Raw genomic sequence first — 14,242 nt, 5'->3', positions numbered from 1 at the left:
ACCCGAAGAACACAAGGAATCATCGTGGCCGAACGTCCCGCTAGAAATATCGCGATATGGGTTGGCGGCGCATTTGTGGCCGCGCTTCTTTTCGACGTTGCTACGAAGTGGTTGATCATAAATGCCGTCATGGTCCCGCCACGCGTGATCGAGGTTGTGCCCTTTTTCAACCTGACGCTCGGCTTCAACACCGGAGTCAGCTTCGGGATGTTCCAAGATGTCTTCCTCGAGCATCCGTTGGTGTTGGCCGGGATCAAAGTGGCGATCACGGTCGGTCTTCTCGTTTGGGCAATGCGGACCCGCAGGACCATTGAAGCAACGGCTCTCGGTTTGATCGCCGGCGGCGCCGCCGGCAACATCGTTGACCGCGTGCATCAAGGCGCGGTGACAGACTTTCTCGATTTTCACATAGGCAACTGGCATTGGCCGACCTTCAACATGGCGGATGTTGCAATCAGCATTGGCGTCGCGCTGCTCCTGGCTGGATCGCTTTTTTCGACCCAACCGGTGCTTCGCACGCAGGAGCCGCTTAGCAACGGGAAGCGCTGAGCATGGCGGCGCTGGAAATATCGTTGCTCGGGCTGGCGACAGCGGCCGCTGCCGGCGCTATCTCCTTCCTTTCACCCTGCGTCCTGCCGCTCGTGCCGGGCTACCTGTCCTATGTCGCTGGTGGCGCCGGCACGACCGGCAGCAGTGATGCGGTATCCCGGCTTCACATCTTCCGCCCTGCGCTGCTGTTCGTGCTCGGGTTCACGACCATATTCGTGCTGCTTGGAGTCAGCGCGATGGCCCTCGGCGGCCTTCTCCAACGCTTCCAGATGGAAACCAACCTGATCGGCGGAGCTCTGGTCATTGTCTTCGGTTTGGCGATGACGGGGCTCCTTCGCCTCCCGATACTCATGACCGACCGCCGATGGAACGGACCGCGCCAGGTCAATGGACCGGTCGGCGCCTTCCTGCTGGGTGTCGCCTTTGCCTTCGGCTGGACGCCCTGCATTGGCCCGGTATTGGGCTCCATCCTCACGGTAACCGCGACGTCATCAGGCAACGGCGCGATTCTTCTCGGAACTTACGGCCTCGGCCTCGGTGTGCCGTTTCTCCTCACGGCCCTCTTCATGGGAAACGCGGCAGCCGCATTGAAGCGCATGCGCCGCGTCGGTGCCGCGCTGAACATCGGCGGTGGTGCGGTCATGATCGGCGTCGGCGTTTTGATGATGACCGGGAGGTTGCAGGAGATCGCCATTTGGATGCTGATGACGTTTCCGATGCTGGGAGCGATCGGTTGAGGGACTCGCTGGCTGCCGCGAATTGCTGCGACTCGTCAGTCGGCTTCAGAACCCCCGCCGAACTTTGGCGCGTGATTCATCGGGGCGCGCCCGCGCCGCGCAACAACCGGGAGCCAGAATGACGGGAGCGTGTACTCAAGGCGTCGACACCGGATTCGTGGCGCTAGGCTATGGCAAGGTCGCCCTGCTCGGACTTGTCCAAGGCATCACCGAGTTGCTACCGATCTCTTCGACCGCCCATATGCGGATCGTGCCTGCGCTGCTCGGTTGGCAGGATCCTGGCTCAGCCTTTTCAGCCGCCATGCAGCTTGCAGCGCTTACTGCAGTCGTCAGTTATTTCTGGAGCGACGTGAGCCAACTAGCCACCAATTCGCTGCGTGCCGTCGCAAATCGGGATTTCCGAGATCGACACTTCCGCTTCTCGGTCGGAATTCTCCTTGCCACGATCCCGATCGGTATTGCCGGCCTTTCCTTGTCTGGAGCGTTGAACGCGTGCGGCTCGCCGCTTCGTACTCTCGAAGTCATCGGCTGGGCGTGCATCGTCATGGCTGTCCTCCTGGCGCTCGCGGAGATTTTTGCCCGGCACCGACGAACGCTTGAGAACACATCGGCCATCGATGCAATGATCGTGGGAATTGCTCAAATCGGAGCGCTGATTCCTGGCGTTTCGCGTTCAGGCTCGACTTTGACTGCGGCGCTCGCCCTCGGCCTGAAGCGAGATGAGGCGGCGCGGTTCTCATTCCTTCTTGGCCTGCCGGCAATCGCCCTGGCTGGCTTCAAGGAGCTCTGGGAACTCCACAAAGTGCAGCTTTCCGCCGACGGCTGGTCACTACTTCTTGTCGGGCTCGTCGTGGCTTCTATTTCCGCGTTCTGTGCGATTTGGGGGCTGATGCGCGTTCTCGAGCGTTTTTCCGCCTGGCCGTTTGTTATTTACCGAGGTGTTCTCGGTATCGTACTCATCTGGGCGGTTGCTTTGGGCTATTTCACTTGAGATGCAAAATATCGGAAACGTGTATGAGTGAAAAACAACAAGAAGAAGGTGAAATCGAGCTTGACGCGAGCAATGCCGCCGAACGCAGGACTCTTATCTGGGTTCTTGCCATAAACTTCTTGCAGGTGATCGTGGCCGGTGTCGTCGGCGTTATCGCAGACTCGACAGGTCTCTTGGGTGCCGCCCTGGATAATTTGGGAGATGCCGGCGTTTATGCCGTCAGCCTTTATGCCGTCGGCCGGACGATCGTGGCAAAGGTGCGAGTGGCGCGTCTTTCGGGTTTGCTTCTGATCGCCTTTGGACTTGCATTGTTCGTGGAGGTGCTTCGCCGTTTCTTCGTGGGTGCCGAGCCAATCGGCCTCGCCATGATCGTCACGGCTCTCGCCAATGCCGCGCTGAATGTAGTTTGCTTAAAACTGCTGCGGTCGCATCGGGATCGAGGTGTGCATCTCAAAGCGTCCTGGATCTTTACGACGAACGATATGCTGGCGAACGCCGGCATTGTCGCGTCGGGTGCCGCGGTCATGTTCTTCGCGTCCCCGCTGCCTGACCTAATCATCGGGTTGCTGGTTGGCGGCATCGTGCTCAAGGGTGGCTGGAATATCCTGAAGGAGGCGCACGATGCAATAGGTGATGGCTCGTCGCGGCCCAAGGGCCAGTCTAGTCCCGAGAACGACTGAAATAGTCGTAGTTTACAAAATGGTCTGTAGATTGGTTATGAGACGTGTCGACTCTTGATTCGGAGGAGTTCGGCATGTCTCAAAGCTATTATATTGGGCTGGATGTTTCCGCCCGAACAATCAATCTCTGCGTTGTCAACGCCGATGGGCAGGTAGCGCATGAACGAAAGCTTTCATCCAATCCGGAAGAGATTGCGCAGCATATCCTGTCGCTCCCGCTTCCAGTCGTCCGCGTCGGTCTCGAAGCAGGGATGCTGTCTCAGCACATTTATGGGCATTTAGCCGAAGCCGGCATTCCCATCGTGTGTGTAGAGACCCGGCACATGAAGGCGGCTCTCTCCGCGCAACTCAACAAGACCGACCGGCATGATGCGCGCGGAATCGCGCAGATGATGCGCGTCGGCCTCTTCAAACCCGTCCACGTCAAGACGCCGACAAGCCAGCGCCTTCGGACCGTCCTGACGGCCCGCCAACTCCTGCGAAACAAGCTCCAGGATGTTGAAAATGAAATCCGTGGTCTCATCCGAAACTTCGGATATCACCTCGGCAAAGTCACGGCGCGCGATTTCGAGCCGCGAGTACGGGAACTGATCGCAGGAAGCGACCTACACATAGTCGCTGATACGCTCCTGTTGGCGCGGCGATCGCTGCGGGAGCAGTTCGGTCGGTTGGACGATTTGCTTGTCCGTCTCGCGCGGGACGACACTGTTTCGCGCCGGTTTATGACGGTGCCGGGGGTCGGCCCGCTCGTAGCGCTCATCTTCCGGGCAACGGTCGATGTCCCATCTCGCTTCACTCGGTCGCGAACCGTTGGTGCCCATTTTGGTCTGACGCCGCGCAAGCACCAATCCGGCGAAGTGGATCGCACCGGCCGCATTTCGAGATGGGGTGACGCCATGACGCGCAGCGCGCTCTACGAGGCAGCACAGGTGCTACTGACTCGCGTAAAACGCTGGTCCACCCTAAAGGCTTGGGCTGCTCAGGTCTCGCGACGTCGAGGCCACAAGAAGGCGATCGTCGCCCTCGCTCGCCGCATCGGTGTCATACTGCATCGCATGTGGGTGGATGGAACTGAGTTCGACTGGGGTAAGCGGCCAGAGGCCGCCGCTCCTCTGACATAGGTTCGGTCAGGCGCAAGTCTGACTGAGGCGTCTCCCTGCGAGGGGACGAGGGACGGTGAGTTCGCAAATACGACTTGGCAGCGTCGGCATGTCCAACGCGAAGCCGCATTATAGATTGCTCCGCCGGCTCTTCTGATCCCATCCTGTGGCGGCCTCGTGCCGACCACGAAGAGAAGCATGATCCTCGCGGGAATACGGCTCAAAGCTGATCGTCGGGCCGGACCAATTCCATGTGGCTGACGCCGAGGGCCTGAGCCAATTCATAAAGCGTGATCACGGTCGGGTTCCTCCGGCCGCGTTCAAGGCTGCTGAGATACTGTTGACTGAAACCGGAGCGCGCTTCGACCTCTTCCTGGGTCAGGCCTTTCTCCCGACGCAGGCGGGCGAAGTTCCGGCCGACCAATTTGCGCATATCCATGCGCAGGAGGATCGTGATTTACATACTTTGAGTTTATCAACTATAGTATGTAAATGAGCCAGCGGAGCGCGCGGGAAGCCTCGCTATCCGATTGGCCCGAATAGAGAAGTCGTTTTAGTGGCGTGAATGCCGGGGTCTGTAGGAGGTGATCATGCATGATCACCGCCCGACAGGCACGGGCCGCGCGCGCATTGCTCGGTTGGACGCAAGAGATGCTCGCTGAAAAGGCCCTGGTTTCGCTGACCGCGCTCAAGCGCCTCGAGTCCGTCAACGGACTCAAGGTGCATGAGAGCACGTGCGACCAGATTCGCCGGGCGCTGGAAGCAGCAGGCATCGTCTTCCTCTCCTCTGACCGAGGCGAAGGAGTGATGATTGTCGATGCCGCGAGACCTAACAAGCCAGAAGCGCTGGCCTGACAACGGAGGTGTCAGGCGCAATGCGCCACACCTTTCGCAGCGATTTTTCGGTGCGCCTCTACAAATTTTGTCAATTTACGTTAACCATATGCACCGAGGCCTCGCGCCGAGAGACCGGGGGACAGATGGGGCAAGCTGACTTTCTGGACGAGCCGCCGCACAGCGAACACTTGACCGAATACGACCGCGCGCATTTTGAGACCTATCTTCGTTTGCTCGATGCGGAGGCCGACGCCGCGCATTGGGCCGAAGCTGTCCGCATGATCTTTGGACTCGATCCCGAAGAACAACCCGATCGTGCTCAGCACATTCATCAGACACATCTCGCCCGCGCGCATTGGATGACCGAGAACGGTTACCGCGACCTCCTGCGCTCCGCTTACCATTGAACACTCTCGACTGACCGAGCTTCGGGTGATGCGCTACACGCATCACCATATGTCGGTTGCTTGGCTTCCCTGATTTCAATTTTGACGCGACCTTCCAATCACATGCGTACCACCGCGCAGATTTGAGGAGGAGGAAGACGGCATGGTGGCGGAAAGGAACTGGCGAGATCCGACGAACTACCAATACCTGAGCGATCTGAATCCCGAAGGACTCGCTTGGGAGTTTCTCAGGCGAAATCCTGAATACCAGAAGGAGGCGCTAGCCTCCGACCCAGCGGACGACCGTGCCGCAGCCGCGCTAACGGCGCACTGGGGGTTGCGCTTTCCCGATAGCCCCAAACTTGTCCGCCATAGACGCAAAGACCTTCTGGAGCCCGGCCGTCGACCCGGCCGTCCTCATTCTGACAACTCAAAATGCCTCCACCATGCCAACGATGAACGTCACCATCGTCACGGCCGACGCCAGAGCCGCGGATGAGGGCCTCTACGTTCATTTCTCCCTCGGCACATCGCAGTTCGTAGCAATCTGTCTTGATGGCCACCCACCGGCTGGTCCGGTCGCGGCTGTGACGCTCATCGACCCGCACTTTCAGGATCGCATCGATGCGATCAATCGGTTCCGCGATGTGGCCCTGCGACGCGGAACTGCAATCGACAAGCGGATAACGCCGCACAGGCAGCGACAGCTGATCGAAATGCTCCGCACGATCGATGGACGCCAAGCGGGCGCCACCCATCAGGAGATCGCCGAGGCGGTGTTCGGCGCCGCCACAGTCAACGCCATCACCTGGAAATCCTCTTCGCTGCGCGACACGGTGATGCGCCGCGCTATCACTGGCCTCGACCTCGTCTCCGGCGGCTATCGCCGCCTGCTTCTCGGCCACCGCCCCGACTTGAGCTAACCGCCGACCAGGGTGCGATTGTTTTCTGGAAACTTCGCACTCCCCCACGCCCCTTCTTCTCCGCCACCGTGACCCTGACGCTCCGCCGATATCCGGCGGCGCCAGCAAGGATCATGGAGGCACGATCATGTCCGCAGCCACCGCCGGCATCCCGCCGCGCTATCTGAGAACACCCGAAGCAGCCCGGTTGCTCAGCCTTTCCGCCCGCACCCTCGAAAAGCACCGCACCTACGGAACCGGTCCTGCCTACCGCAAACTCGGTGGCCGTGTCGTCTACTCCGTCGATGACCTGCAGGCCTGGGCGGAACGTGGCGTCAAGCAATCCACCTCCGACCCCGGCGTCGGCACGGTCCTTCCGGCCAAACGTCATGACGATCCGTCGTCTGCCGAGAGCCGCTGATTACTCCCATGACGACGCGGCCCCGCAATTCGGAACGGGAGCAGCTTGAGCTGTTCCGCGCTCTGCCGAGCGATCTCGCGCCGCGCGATGCGCAGGACCTCATGGCCTATCCGTTTTTCTCCCTATCCAAATCCCACCGCGTCGAGCCGATCGACTTCCGCACCGGTGAGATCGCCATCCGCGTGGAAGCCGTGCCAGAGCATGGGATGGCCACAATCTGGGATGCCGACATCCTGATCTGGGCGGCCAGCCAGATCGTCGAGGCGCGCGACAACGGCTTTCGCACTTCGCGCCTGATCGCCACCACCCCATACGAAATCCTGACCTTCGTCGGACGTGGCACCGGCGCGCGCGACTATCGCCGGCTGAGAGCCGCGCTCGACCGGCTGCAATCGACCACGGTCGCAACCACCCTGCGCCAGCCACCGTCCAATCCACGCAGCCGAAATGAAGGTGCGCCGAGCAGTCGTACGACCGGTAGGCGCATGCACCGCTTCTCCTGGATCAACGAATGGACCGAGCGCGCCGACGCGTTCGGCAATCCGGACGGAATCGAGCTCACCGTGCCGGACTGGTTCTACAAGGCGGTGCTGGACGAGGCGCTCGTCCTCACCATCGACCGCGCCTATTTCGGCCTCACGGGCGGGATCGAGCGTTGGCTGTACCGGATCGTGCGCAAGCATGGCGGCAGGCAGAAGCGCGGCTGGCGGTTCGACTTCCGGCATCTCTACGTCAAATCCGGGAGCCTTTCACCGTTCAAGCGCTTCGCCTTCGAACTGCGCGCGATCATCCAGCGACAACCGCTACCCGGCTACACGCTGTTTCTCGAGATCGAGGCGGGCGGGCGCACGCTGCTCGCCTTCGAGCCGGCGCCCTGTGGACAGGCTGTGGAAGCCGTCGTGCTATCGGGAACCCGGACTATCGTGCCATCGGGAACCGACCCATCGTGCTATCGGGAACCCAAACCGCATCTAACCTCTTCCGCAGAAAGCGGAAATCGACCCCTTAACTTAGAGTCTAACAAAGAATCTAACTTTTGTAGGGGCGGGCACTCTGGGGAGAAACACTCTCCGACACACCGAAAAGAGGAAGAGCGCGGACGCCAGACGGCATTCTCTGAACGCGATGACGACGCTGTCTCCAAGAACGATCCGGCCCGTGCTGGTGCGGGAGACGCTTCATGATTGCGGCGTTCCTCAACCAGAAGGGCGGTGTCGGCAAGACGACGCTCGCCTTGCACCTCGCCGGCGAATGGGCGCGAGGCGGAAGCACCGTCACCCTGATCGATGCCGACCCGCAGGGATCGGCGCTCGACTGGTCCGAGAGACGCAGCCGTGAGGGCCTGCCGCGAAGCTTCGGCGTCATTGGCCTTGCGCGTGATACGCTGCATCACGAAGCCCCGGAGCTCGCCCGCAATGCCGATCACGTCGTCATCGACGGTCCGCCGCGCGTCGCGGGGCTGATGCGCTCGGCGCTGCTCGCCGCAGACGTCATCCTCATTCCGGTGCAGCCGTCACCCTTCGATGGCTGGGCCTCGGCGGAGATCCTGCGCCTGATCGAGGAGGCGCGGATATTCCGTCCGCAGCTCGCCGTGCGCTTCGTCCTCAACCGCTGTCCGGCACGAACCATCATCGCACGCGAGACCGGCGATGCGCTCGCCGACCAGGACCCGCCCGCGCTCAAAGCGACGATCGGCCAGCGCGTCATCTTTGCGTCGGCCGCACAGTCCGGCCGCCTCGCTTGCGAATGCGACGCGGACAGCATCGCCGCGCGGGAAGTGGCGGCGCTGGCGGTAGAGATCGGAAGGCTCGCACCATGAGCGACCGTCCAAATCGCCGCGCCTTCGCCGCCCGACCGGGCGAACCCGAGCACTGGATCAGATCAGCCGATGCTGCTCCCCGTGACGGCAAGCCCTCCGGATTCACCGCCCGCCTGACCATCGACATCACGCCCGAGCTGCGCGGGCGCATCAAGATCGCCGCCTTCCGGCGCGGCGTCACCGTCGCCGACATGCTGCGCGACCTGCTCGCCCGCGAATTCCCCAATGATGAAGGAGATCCATCATGACCGGCGCCACGGCTCCCGGCGTCGGTGAAAGCCCGACGCACTCCGCGAACACTTCCGACGCACTCACTCATGTCGAACTGACCTGGATCGAGGGCAGGATCGAATACTGGATTCGCTTCGGCCGCGCGGCTGGCGAGCGGATCATCGACCGCCGCCGGCGCGTCGTCTCCTTCCGTCCCGGCGCGGTCTTCGCCTTCGTGCGTTGGGCGGCAAACGACTACGGCACTGTCATCTCCCGCATCGACATCGTGCGCCCCGTCGAACCCGGCGCCGCATATCAGACGCTGCCTTTCGTGCGCCCCGGCGGGGAAATCCTGCTCAAGATCGAAGGCTGGCCGAAGGTCGAGAAGGTGCTCCAGCACATCGACGCGGTGGAAGCCGCCGACGTCGATCCCTGCGACGCCGCCCCCGATCACTGGCGCCATGTGGCCCACCGGATGAGCGCGGGCCAGGAACCGCGTCCTTACACGCGGGAGCGCCATCAGGCCTGGCTCAAGCGGCGGGAGATCGAACGATGACCCGCTTCGGCTACGTCATGCTGACCTACTTCACTGTCATGGGCGTTGCCACCGCCGCCATCGTTCCGACATCGCTCAAGCTCGTCTGGAACGTGTCGGCCAGCGCGCCGATCGGGCTCTATCGGATCGACCCCGCCGAGCATCTCGACGTTCCCGATCTCGTCGCGGTCATGCCACCTGAGCCGCTTGACGATTTCATGGTCGAGCGCGGTTACATCGGCCGTGACGTGCCGATCCTGAAGCGCGTTCTCGGCCTGCCGGGACAGCGCATATGCCGGATCGGCCGCACCATCACGGTCGACGGAATCGTGATGGGCGAAGCCCGCGACCGTGATCGCCTGGACCGCCCGCTGCCGGTCTGGAGCGGCTGTCGCACCGTCGCCGAAGACGAGTTCTTCCTGATGAACTGGCAAGTCCCCGACAGCCTCGACGGCCGCTATTTCGGACCGCTTTCGGCGACGACCGTCATTGGCCAGGCCGTCCCTCTCTACACCGACGAAGACGGCGATGGCCGCTTCGTCTGGCGCGCGCCGACGCGGTGACGACGCACGCCTTCCCGCAATCTCGCCGCATCCAGGCAGGAGTTCATCATGCCCCAGATCGGTCAGTTCACCCGCACAGCAGACGGCTATAGCGGACGAATCCGCTCGCTGTCCTTCGACTGCGCGCTCACCTTCGTCGCGACCGAGAATGCCGACAGCGAAAACGCGCCGGCCTACCGCGTTCATCTCGGCGACGAGACCGGCCCCGAGGTCGGCGCGGGCTGGAAACATACCGGCGACCGCGCGGGCACATTCATCTCCGTCGTCCTCGATGACCCGGCATTCGCGTTTCCGGTTCGTGCGCGGCTGTTCCAGTCGGACGAGGATGGACGCGACTGGGGCCTGCATTGGACCCGCCCGAAGAAGCGGGACGAGCAGGACTGATCGATGCCTCTCATCGGTCCATCAGCAACATTGCGGCGGTGCGGTCTCTGCGGCCGCATCGTCCTCCTTCTCCTTTCCGGCCTGGTCATCGCCGCGCTCGATACCGGCAGCGCATCCGCACAGTCGGCGCCTGCTGAGCGACAGGAAGTCCGCGATCCTGTCGGCGCCTATGTTGCCGAGGCGGCGCATCGGTTCGGCATTCCCGAGCACTGGATCGTCGCGGTCATGGGGGCCGAAAGCGCTGGCAACACACGCGCGATCTCCCGTGCCGGCGCACAGGGGTTGATGCAGGTCATGCCGGCGACCTGGGACCATCTACGCGCCCGCTATCGGCTCGGTTCCGATCCCTTCGACCCGCGCGACAACATCCTGGCGGGCACCGCCTATCTCCGCGAGATGTACGACCGTTACGGCACGATCCCGGCAATGCTTGCGGCATACAATGCGGGACCGGATCGCTACGAGGATCACCTCGCGACGGGCCGTCCGTTGCCCGCCGAAACGCGCGCCTATGTCGCTCGGCTTGCACCGGCGCTGGGCGCAACGGCGCCGTCGCCCGGCGCTCCGGCTGTGCCATCACCGCCACCCGACTGGCGCGAGGCACCGCTGTTCGTCCCGCGCTCAGCTGACCGCCGGACGGTCGCGGACCGCGCCACGGACAAGCACTCGGACGGCACCTCCGCTTCCGTGCCGTTGCAGCCCGATGCCGGGGATCAGGCACATCTCAAAACCATCTTCATTGCGCAGGATGACACGGGGGGGTGAGCGATGACGCGTTTCAGCTCTCATCGCGTACTTTCGGGCTCTGGCGTGTCATGGAGAGTGCGAAGGGCAGCCGCAGGAACCACAACCGACCGATGGCAGGATAAAAGGGCGCACATTGCGCGCCGGTCGGTCGGTTGTTTTTGTGGGATTTTCTTGGACGCTCCGCACATTGTCCGGCTCTGCCGCAATGTGCGCCGAGCGTTCAACATCCTAGATTTACTGGGTTTTCCGCACATTGCGGAGCGATGCCATGGCCGATGATCGCGAGTTCCGCATTCGGCCTGGCCGTATCCGTTCGACCCGTGCGCAGGCGGCGCGTCCCTTCATCGCCCAGGCGCTGGCGGCCGCGAAGAAGGCAGGCGGCGGCGTCTCGCGATCCGGGCGCATCACGTCCGGCAACCGCTCGCGCTTCGGCCACGGCCAGCGCGCCAGTATCCAGGCCAATCGTCTCATCACCGCGCGCTCGCGCGGCGCGGTCATCAAGGCGCGCGTGGTTCGCCATTCCGGCCGGACGGCGTCGCTCGGCACCCATCTCGACTATCTGCGCCGCGACGGCGTCACCCGAGACGGGGAGAAGGCGCGCCTGTTCGGGCCGGGAGAGGAAGAAGCAGACGGCAGGGCCTTCGCCGAGCGCTGCGAGGACGACAGGCACCATTTCCGCTTCATCGTCTCGCCCGACGATGCTCTGGAGATGTCGGACCTGCGATCCTTAACCAGCGATCTCGTAGGACAGATGGAGAAGGATCTCGGCACCGAACTCGACTGGGTCGCCGTCGATCACTGGAACACCGAACACCCGCATATCCATCTGATCGTGCGCGGCAAACGCGACGACGGCGAGGACCTCGTGATATCGCGGGACTATATCAAGGAAGGCATGCGTGACCGCGCACGCGATCTCATCACCCAGGAACTCGGCCCGCGCACCGATCTCGATATCCGACGGACCCTCGAAAACCAGATCGAGACCGAGCGCTGGACCCAGCTCGACCGTCAGCTTGTGCGCGATGGCCGGCGCACCGGAGTGATCGACCTCGCTCCGCCGCCGGGCGAACAACCGGATGAATTCCATGCGCTGAAGGTCGGGCGCCTGCGCAAGCTGGAAACACTCGGCTTGGCCGAGCAGGTCGGCCCCGGTCAATGGATGATCGGCGACAAGGCCGAGGCGATGCTGCGTGAACTCGGGGAGCGCGGCGACATCATCAGGCGCATGCACCGCGCGTTGACCGAGCGCGGCATTGAGCGTGGATCGGCGGACTACGTGTTGGCAGCCGAAAGCCTCGACGCGCCCATCGTCGGGCGTCTGGTCGAGCGCGGCCTCGATGATGAGATCAAGGGCACGGCCTATGCCGTGGTCGACGGCATCGACGGTCGATCCCATCACTTCAAGCTCGCCGATCTCAGCGCCGCCGGCGATAGCGCGCCGGGCTCGATCGTCGAGCTGCGCGCCTATGACGATTCCCGCGGCCAGCGGCGGATCGCGCTCGCGGTGCGCTCCGATCTCGACATCGAACGGCAGGTGACGGCATCGGGTGCGACCTGGCTCGACCGGCAGAACATCGCGCGCGAGCCGGCCGCGCTGTCAGAAAACGGGTTTGGCGGGGAAGTACGCGACGCTCTCGACAGGCGGGCCGACCACCTCATCGGGGAAGGCTTGGCCCAGCGGCAGGGGCGGCGCATCGTCTTCAGCCGCAATCTCATCGACACGCTCCGCCGGCGCGAGTTGGACGAAATCGGCGAGAAACTAGCGGCGAAGACCGGACAACCGTTCCAGCGTGCAGGTGCCGGCGAGCATGTCGCCGGCGCCTATCGCCAGCGCCTGACGCTCGCCTCTGGTCGCTTCGCGATGATCGACGACGGGCTCGGCTTCCAGCTCGTGCCCTGGACGCCATCGATGGAGAAACATCTCGGCCGCCATATCTCCGGCGTCGCGCGCGGCGACGGTGGTGTAGATTGGAGCTTCGGCCGCAAGCGGGGGCTGGGGCGGTAGTACTCGCAGACGCGCCGACGCTTGTCAGGTCGCCATCAGTCTCACGTTTCGCTGAGCGCCTCGATGATGCGACAATTCGAAATGTGGGTCGCACCGTCGCAGCTTGCGCTGATGCGACGAAGCTGGTCGGCAAGAGATTTGAGATCGGCGATCTTGCGCTCGATCTCGTCGAGATGCTCTCGGGTCAAGGCGTCAACTTCCGCGCAAGGGCGTTCCTCGTCCGAGGACAGAGCGACAAGTTCCTTCACCTGATCCAGAGAGAAGCCCAGCGCCCGGCATCGACGAATGAAGCGAAGCCGGTCCAATTCAGCTTGACCATAGACGCGGTAGTTTCCAGCGCTGCGCCCGGCTTCGGGCAAGAGGCCGATTTTCTCGTAGTAGCGGATCGTCACGACCTTCGTGCCCGTGTGCCGCGCAAGATCGCCAATTTGATAGCCGTCGTCACGCATCGCTTGACCCTATAGTTACTATAGACGCTAGAGAATAGCGCAAAATCGAAAATATAGGACTCGCCTATGGCCTGCTGCTCATCCGAAACCTGTGCCTCGTCGTCCAACAACGGCTCACCGCGCTTTCGCCGTGTGCTCTGGATCGTCCTCGCCATCAATGCCGGGATGTTTATCGCCGAGATCGTGGCTGGCCTTGTCGCCGGCTCCGCGGCGCTTCAGGCCGATGCGCTGGATTTCTTTGCAGACGCCGCGAACTACGCCATCAGCCTGGCTGTTTTCGGGTCAAGCCTGCGTTGGCGCGCTGGAGCGGCATGGGTGAAGGGAGCGTCGATGTGGATCTTCGGGCTCTGGGTACTAGCGACCGTTGTCTGGCACTTGGCCAACGGCTCGGTGCCTCATGCGGCTACGATGGGGATAATCGGCACGCTTGCATTGGTGATGAATGTCGCATGTCTGTTCCTGTTGACGGCCTTTCGAGAAGGGGATGCCAACATGCGCTCTGTGTGGATCTGTTCCCGAAACGACGTGGTCGCTAATGTGGCCGTTCTGCTCGCAGCTCTGGGCGTGTTCGGCACCGGAACAGGCTGGCCGGATTTCGTCGTAGCCAGCCTCATGGCAGTGCTCGCGATCCACGGCGCCGCCACCATCCTCCGAGACGCCTCGCGCGAGTGGCGGGAGGCCGGGCGCGTTCATGGCGTCCACATGTTGCGGTAAAAAGCCGTCTCGTTGATCCGTGGAGACCCTAGTACGCGCTGCAGGTCCCACGCTGCGATCACCTGACCAATTTCGCAGCCAATAATCGGTGCCCCATTTAACTGACGAATTGTTTTCTTAAGTTTCCGTCCCTCCCGCCGTTGTTTATCCGTTGGTCGCCGTTCTTACGATCCGTGAGAAAATGGACTTGTTGTCCCTGATCTTGCCGCT

Annotated in this window: 21 protein-coding genes; 19 read left to right on the top strand and 2 right to left on the bottom strand. The window is 62.6% G+C overall.

The features are described from left to right. Nucleotides 1-24: 24 nt before the first annotated feature. The 5 genes from lspA (at nt 25) to RBJ75_RS00295 (ending at nt 4,078) form a co-directional block, all read left to right on the top strand. Nucleotides 25-549, top strand: a complete 525-nt coding sequence (gene lspA / locus RBJ75_RS00315) for a signal peptidase II (protein WP_044411231.1) — start codon at nt 25-27, stop codon at nt 547-549. Between the two features lie 2 nt (nt 550-551). After that, the gene (locus RBJ75_RS00310) at nt 552-1,286 is read left to right on the top strand and encodes a cytochrome c biogenesis CcdA family protein (protein WP_024343497.1); all 735 of its coding nucleotides are present in this window, start codon (nt 552-554) and stop codon (nt 1,284-1,286) included. 118 nt (nt 1,287-1,404) lie between these two features. Then, nucleotides 1,405-2,277 (top strand): undecaprenyl-diphosphatase UppP, encoded by an 873-nt coding sequence (gene uppP, locus RBJ75_RS00305; RefSeq protein WP_024343496.1) that lies wholly within the window; start codon nt 1,405-1,407, stop codon nt 2,275-2,277. A 23-nt stretch (nt 2,278-2,300) separates the two neighbouring features. Beyond that, nucleotides 2,301-2,957: a cation transporter gene (locus tag RBJ75_RS00300; protein ID WP_024343495.1), complete on the top strand. Its 657-nt coding sequence runs from the start codon at nt 2,301-2,303 to the stop codon at nt 2,955-2,957. Between the two features lie 74 nt (nt 2,958-3,031). Further along, a complete protein-coding gene (locus RBJ75_RS00295) occupies nt 3,032-4,078 on the top strand; it encodes an IS110 family transposase (protein WP_024343494.1) in 1,047 nt (348 codons plus the stop codon). A 199-nt stretch (nt 4,079-4,277) separates the two neighbouring features. Here the strand turns inward: RBJ75_RS00295 and RBJ75_RS00290 are convergent, their stop codons facing one another. Continuing rightward, on the bottom strand, nt 4,278-4,496 hold the full coding sequence (locus tag RBJ75_RS00290; RefSeq protein WP_024343470.1) for a helix-turn-helix domain-containing protein: 219 nt from the start codon (nt 4,494-4,496) through the stop codon (nt 4,278-4,280). 155 nt (nt 4,497-4,651) lie between these two features. Here RBJ75_RS00290 and RBJ75_RS00285 point away from each other — a divergent pair, with 155 nt between their 5' ends. The 13 genes from RBJ75_RS00285 to RBJ75_RS00230 all read left to right on the top strand — a co-directional run bounded on the left by RBJ75_RS00285 (nt 4,652) and on the right by RBJ75_RS00230 (nt 12,869). Continuing rightward, nucleotides 4,652-4,912 (top strand): helix-turn-helix domain-containing protein, encoded by a 261-nt coding sequence (locus tag RBJ75_RS00285; RefSeq protein ID WP_044406454.1) that lies wholly within the window; start codon nt 4,652-4,654, stop codon nt 4,910-4,912. 20 nt (nt 4,913-4,932) lie between these two features. Beyond that, nucleotides 4,933-5,301: a DNA -binding domain-containing protein gene (locus tag RBJ75_RS00280; RefSeq protein WP_317528573.1), complete on the top strand. Its 369-nt coding sequence runs from the start codon at nt 4,933-4,935 to the stop codon at nt 5,299-5,301. Between the two features lie 142 nt (nt 5,302-5,443). Next, nucleotides 5,444-5,779, top strand: a complete 336-nt coding sequence (locus tag RBJ75_RS29450) for a transcriptional regulator domain-containing protein (RefSeq protein WP_411194488.1) — start codon at nt 5,444-5,446, stop codon at nt 5,777-5,779. Then, nucleotides 5,727-6,203, top strand: a complete 477-nt coding sequence (locus tag RBJ75_RS00275; protein ID WP_044406458.1) for a DUF2285 domain-containing protein — start codon at nt 5,727-5,729, stop codon at nt 6,201-6,203. The genes RBJ75_RS29450 and RBJ75_RS00275 overlap by 53 nt, the downstream gene beginning before the upstream one ends. Before the next feature lie 127 nt (nt 6,204-6,330). Next, nucleotides 6,331-6,603, top strand: a complete 273-nt coding sequence (locus tag RBJ75_RS00270; protein WP_044406460.1) for a helix-turn-helix transcriptional regulator — start codon at nt 6,331-6,333, stop codon at nt 6,601-6,603. 8 nt (nt 6,604-6,611) lie between these two features. Continuing rightward, nucleotides 6,612-7,787, top strand: coding sequence for a replication initiator protein A (locus RBJ75_RS00265; RefSeq protein WP_044406467.1), 1,176 nt, complete (start codon nt 6,612-6,614; stop codon nt 7,785-7,787). Next, nucleotides 7,784-8,422, top strand: coding sequence for a ParA family partition ATPase (gene parA, locus RBJ75_RS00260; protein ID WP_044406470.1), 639 nt, complete (start codon nt 7,784-7,786; stop codon nt 8,420-8,422). Before RBJ75_RS00265 ends, parA begins: the two co-directional genes overlap by 4 nt. Next, nucleotides 8,419-8,670 (top strand): hypothetical protein, encoded by a 252-nt coding sequence (locus RBJ75_RS00255; RefSeq protein WP_044406473.1) that lies wholly within the window; start codon nt 8,419-8,421, stop codon nt 8,668-8,670. Before parA ends, RBJ75_RS00255 begins: the two co-directional genes overlap by 4 nt. After that, on the top strand, nt 8,667-9,188 hold the full coding sequence (locus RBJ75_RS00250; protein WP_044406475.1) for a DUF2840 domain-containing protein: 522 nt from the start codon (nt 8,667-8,669) through the stop codon (nt 9,186-9,188). Before RBJ75_RS00255 ends, RBJ75_RS00250 begins: the two co-directional genes overlap by 4 nt. Then, nucleotides 9,185-9,730 (top strand): S26 family signal peptidase, encoded by a 546-nt coding sequence (locus tag RBJ75_RS00245; RefSeq protein ID WP_044406478.1) that lies wholly within the window; start codon nt 9,185-9,187, stop codon nt 9,728-9,730. Before RBJ75_RS00250 ends, RBJ75_RS00245 begins: the two co-directional genes overlap by 4 nt. A 48-nt stretch (nt 9,731-9,778) precedes the next feature. After that, nucleotides 9,779-10,114 (top strand): DUF736 domain-containing protein, encoded by a 336-nt coding sequence (locus RBJ75_RS00240; RefSeq protein ID WP_044406480.1) that lies wholly within the window; start codon nt 9,779-9,781, stop codon nt 10,112-10,114. A gap of 3 nt (nt 10,115-10,117) precedes the next feature. After that, a complete protein-coding gene (locus tag RBJ75_RS00235; protein ID WP_044406482.1) occupies nt 10,118-10,879 on the top strand; it encodes a lytic transglycosylase domain-containing protein in 762 nt (253 codons plus the stop codon). Nucleotides 10,880-11,129: 250 nt separating this feature from the next. Beyond that, nucleotides 11,130-12,869 (top strand): relaxase/mobilization nuclease domain-containing protein, encoded by a 1,740-nt coding sequence (locus RBJ75_RS00230; RefSeq protein ID WP_276156980.1) that lies wholly within the window; start codon nt 11,130-11,132, stop codon nt 12,867-12,869. A gap of 41 nt (nt 12,870-12,910) precedes the next feature. Here RBJ75_RS00230 and RBJ75_RS00225 read toward each other — a convergent pair whose 3' ends face one another. Continuing rightward, nucleotides 12,911-13,318 carry a MerR family transcriptional regulator gene (locus RBJ75_RS00225; RefSeq protein WP_044410262.1) on the bottom strand — a complete coding sequence of 136 codons (408 nt, stop codon included), beginning with the start codon at nt 13,316-13,318 and terminating at the stop codon, nt 12,911-12,913. A 66-nt stretch (nt 13,319-13,384) separates the two neighbouring features. On the opposite strand from RBJ75_RS00225, the gene RBJ75_RS00220 reads away from it, so the two are divergent. Continuing rightward, complete coding sequence (locus RBJ75_RS00220; protein ID WP_044410265.1) at nt 13,385-14,032, top strand: cation transporter; 648 nt, start codon at nt 13,385-13,387, stop codon at nt 14,030-14,032. Nucleotides 14,033-14,242 lie beyond the last annotated feature (210 nt).

Origin of the sequence: Rhodopseudomonas sp. BAL398 (assembly GCF_033001325.1) — a bacterium.
In the GTDB taxonomy this organism is placed as follows: domain Bacteria; phylum Pseudomonadota; class Alphaproteobacteria; order Rhizobiales; family Xanthobacteraceae; genus JARJEH01.
This window is presented reverse-complemented; position numbering and strand designations above follow the sequence as displayed.

Excerpts from the sequence above, each read along its gene's own strand:
- RBJ75_RS00250 (WP_044406475.1), top strand. The coding sequence starts at position 8,667 with ATGACCGGCGCCACGGCTCCCGGCGTCGGTGAAAGCCCGACGCACTCC.
- RBJ75_RS00245 (WP_044406478.1), top strand. The coding sequence starts at position 9,185 with ATGACCCGCTTCGGCTACGTCATGCTGACCTACTTCACTGTCATGGGC.
- RBJ75_RS00280 (WP_317528573.1), top strand. The coding sequence starts at position 4,933 with ATGCGCCACACCTTTCGCAGCGATTTTTCGGTGCGCCTCTACAAATTT.
- RBJ75_RS00240 (WP_044406480.1), top strand. The coding sequence starts at position 9,779 with ATGCCCCAGATCGGTCAGTTCACCCGCACAGCAGACGGCTATAGCGGA.
- RBJ75_RS00295 (WP_024343494.1), top strand. The coding sequence starts at position 3,032 with ATGTCTCAAAGCTATTATATTGGGCTGGATGTTTCCGCCCGAACAATC.
- RBJ75_RS00230 (WP_276156980.1), top strand. The coding sequence starts at position 11,130 with ATGGCCGATGATCGCGAGTTCCGCATTCGGCCTGGCCGTATCCGTTCG.
- RBJ75_RS00275 (WP_044406458.1), top strand. The coding sequence starts at position 5,727 with ATGCCAACGATGAACGTCACCATCGTCACGGCCGACGCCAGAGCCGCG.
- RBJ75_RS00235 (WP_044406482.1), top strand. The coding sequence starts at position 10,118 with ATGCCTCTCATCGGTCCATCAGCAACATTGCGGCGGTGCGGTCTCTGC.
- RBJ75_RS00225 (WP_044410262.1), bottom strand. The coding sequence starts at position 13,318 with ATGCGTGACGACGGCTATCAAATTGGCGATCTTGCGCGGCACACGGGC.
- RBJ75_RS00290 (WP_024343470.1), bottom strand. The coding sequence starts at position 4,496 with ATGGATATGCGCAAATTGGTCGGCCGGAACTTCGCCCGCCTGCGTCGG.
- parA (WP_044406470.1), top strand. The coding sequence starts at position 7,784 with ATGATTGCGGCGTTCCTCAACCAGAAGGGCGGTGTCGGCAAGACGACG.
- RBJ75_RS00300 (WP_024343495.1), top strand. The coding sequence starts at position 2,301 with ATGAGTGAAAAACAACAAGAAGAAGGTGAAATCGAGCTTGACGCGAGC.
- RBJ75_RS00265 (WP_044406467.1), top strand. The coding sequence starts at position 6,612 with ATGACGACGCGGCCCCGCAATTCGGAACGGGAGCAGCTTGAGCTGTTC.
- RBJ75_RS00220 (WP_044410265.1), top strand. The coding sequence starts at position 13,385 with ATGGCCTGCTGCTCATCCGAAACCTGTGCCTCGTCGTCCAACAACGGC.
- uppP (WP_024343496.1), top strand. The coding sequence starts at position 1,405 with ATGACGGGAGCGTGTACTCAAGGCGTCGACACCGGATTCGTGGCGCTA.
- RBJ75_RS00310 (WP_024343497.1), top strand. The coding sequence starts at position 552 with ATGGCGGCGCTGGAAATATCGTTGCTCGGGCTGGCGACAGCGGCCGCT.
- RBJ75_RS00285 (WP_044406454.1), top strand. The coding sequence starts at position 4,652 with ATGATCACCGCCCGACAGGCACGGGCCGCGCGCGCATTGCTCGGTTGG.
- RBJ75_RS00255 (WP_044406473.1), top strand. The coding sequence starts at position 8,419 with ATGAGCGACCGTCCAAATCGCCGCGCCTTCGCCGCCCGACCGGGCGAA.
- RBJ75_RS29450 (WP_411194488.1), top strand. The coding sequence starts at position 5,444 with ATGGTGGCGGAAAGGAACTGGCGAGATCCGACGAACTACCAATACCTG.
- RBJ75_RS00270 (WP_044406460.1), top strand. The coding sequence starts at position 6,331 with ATGTCCGCAGCCACCGCCGGCATCCCGCCGCGCTATCTGAGAACACCC.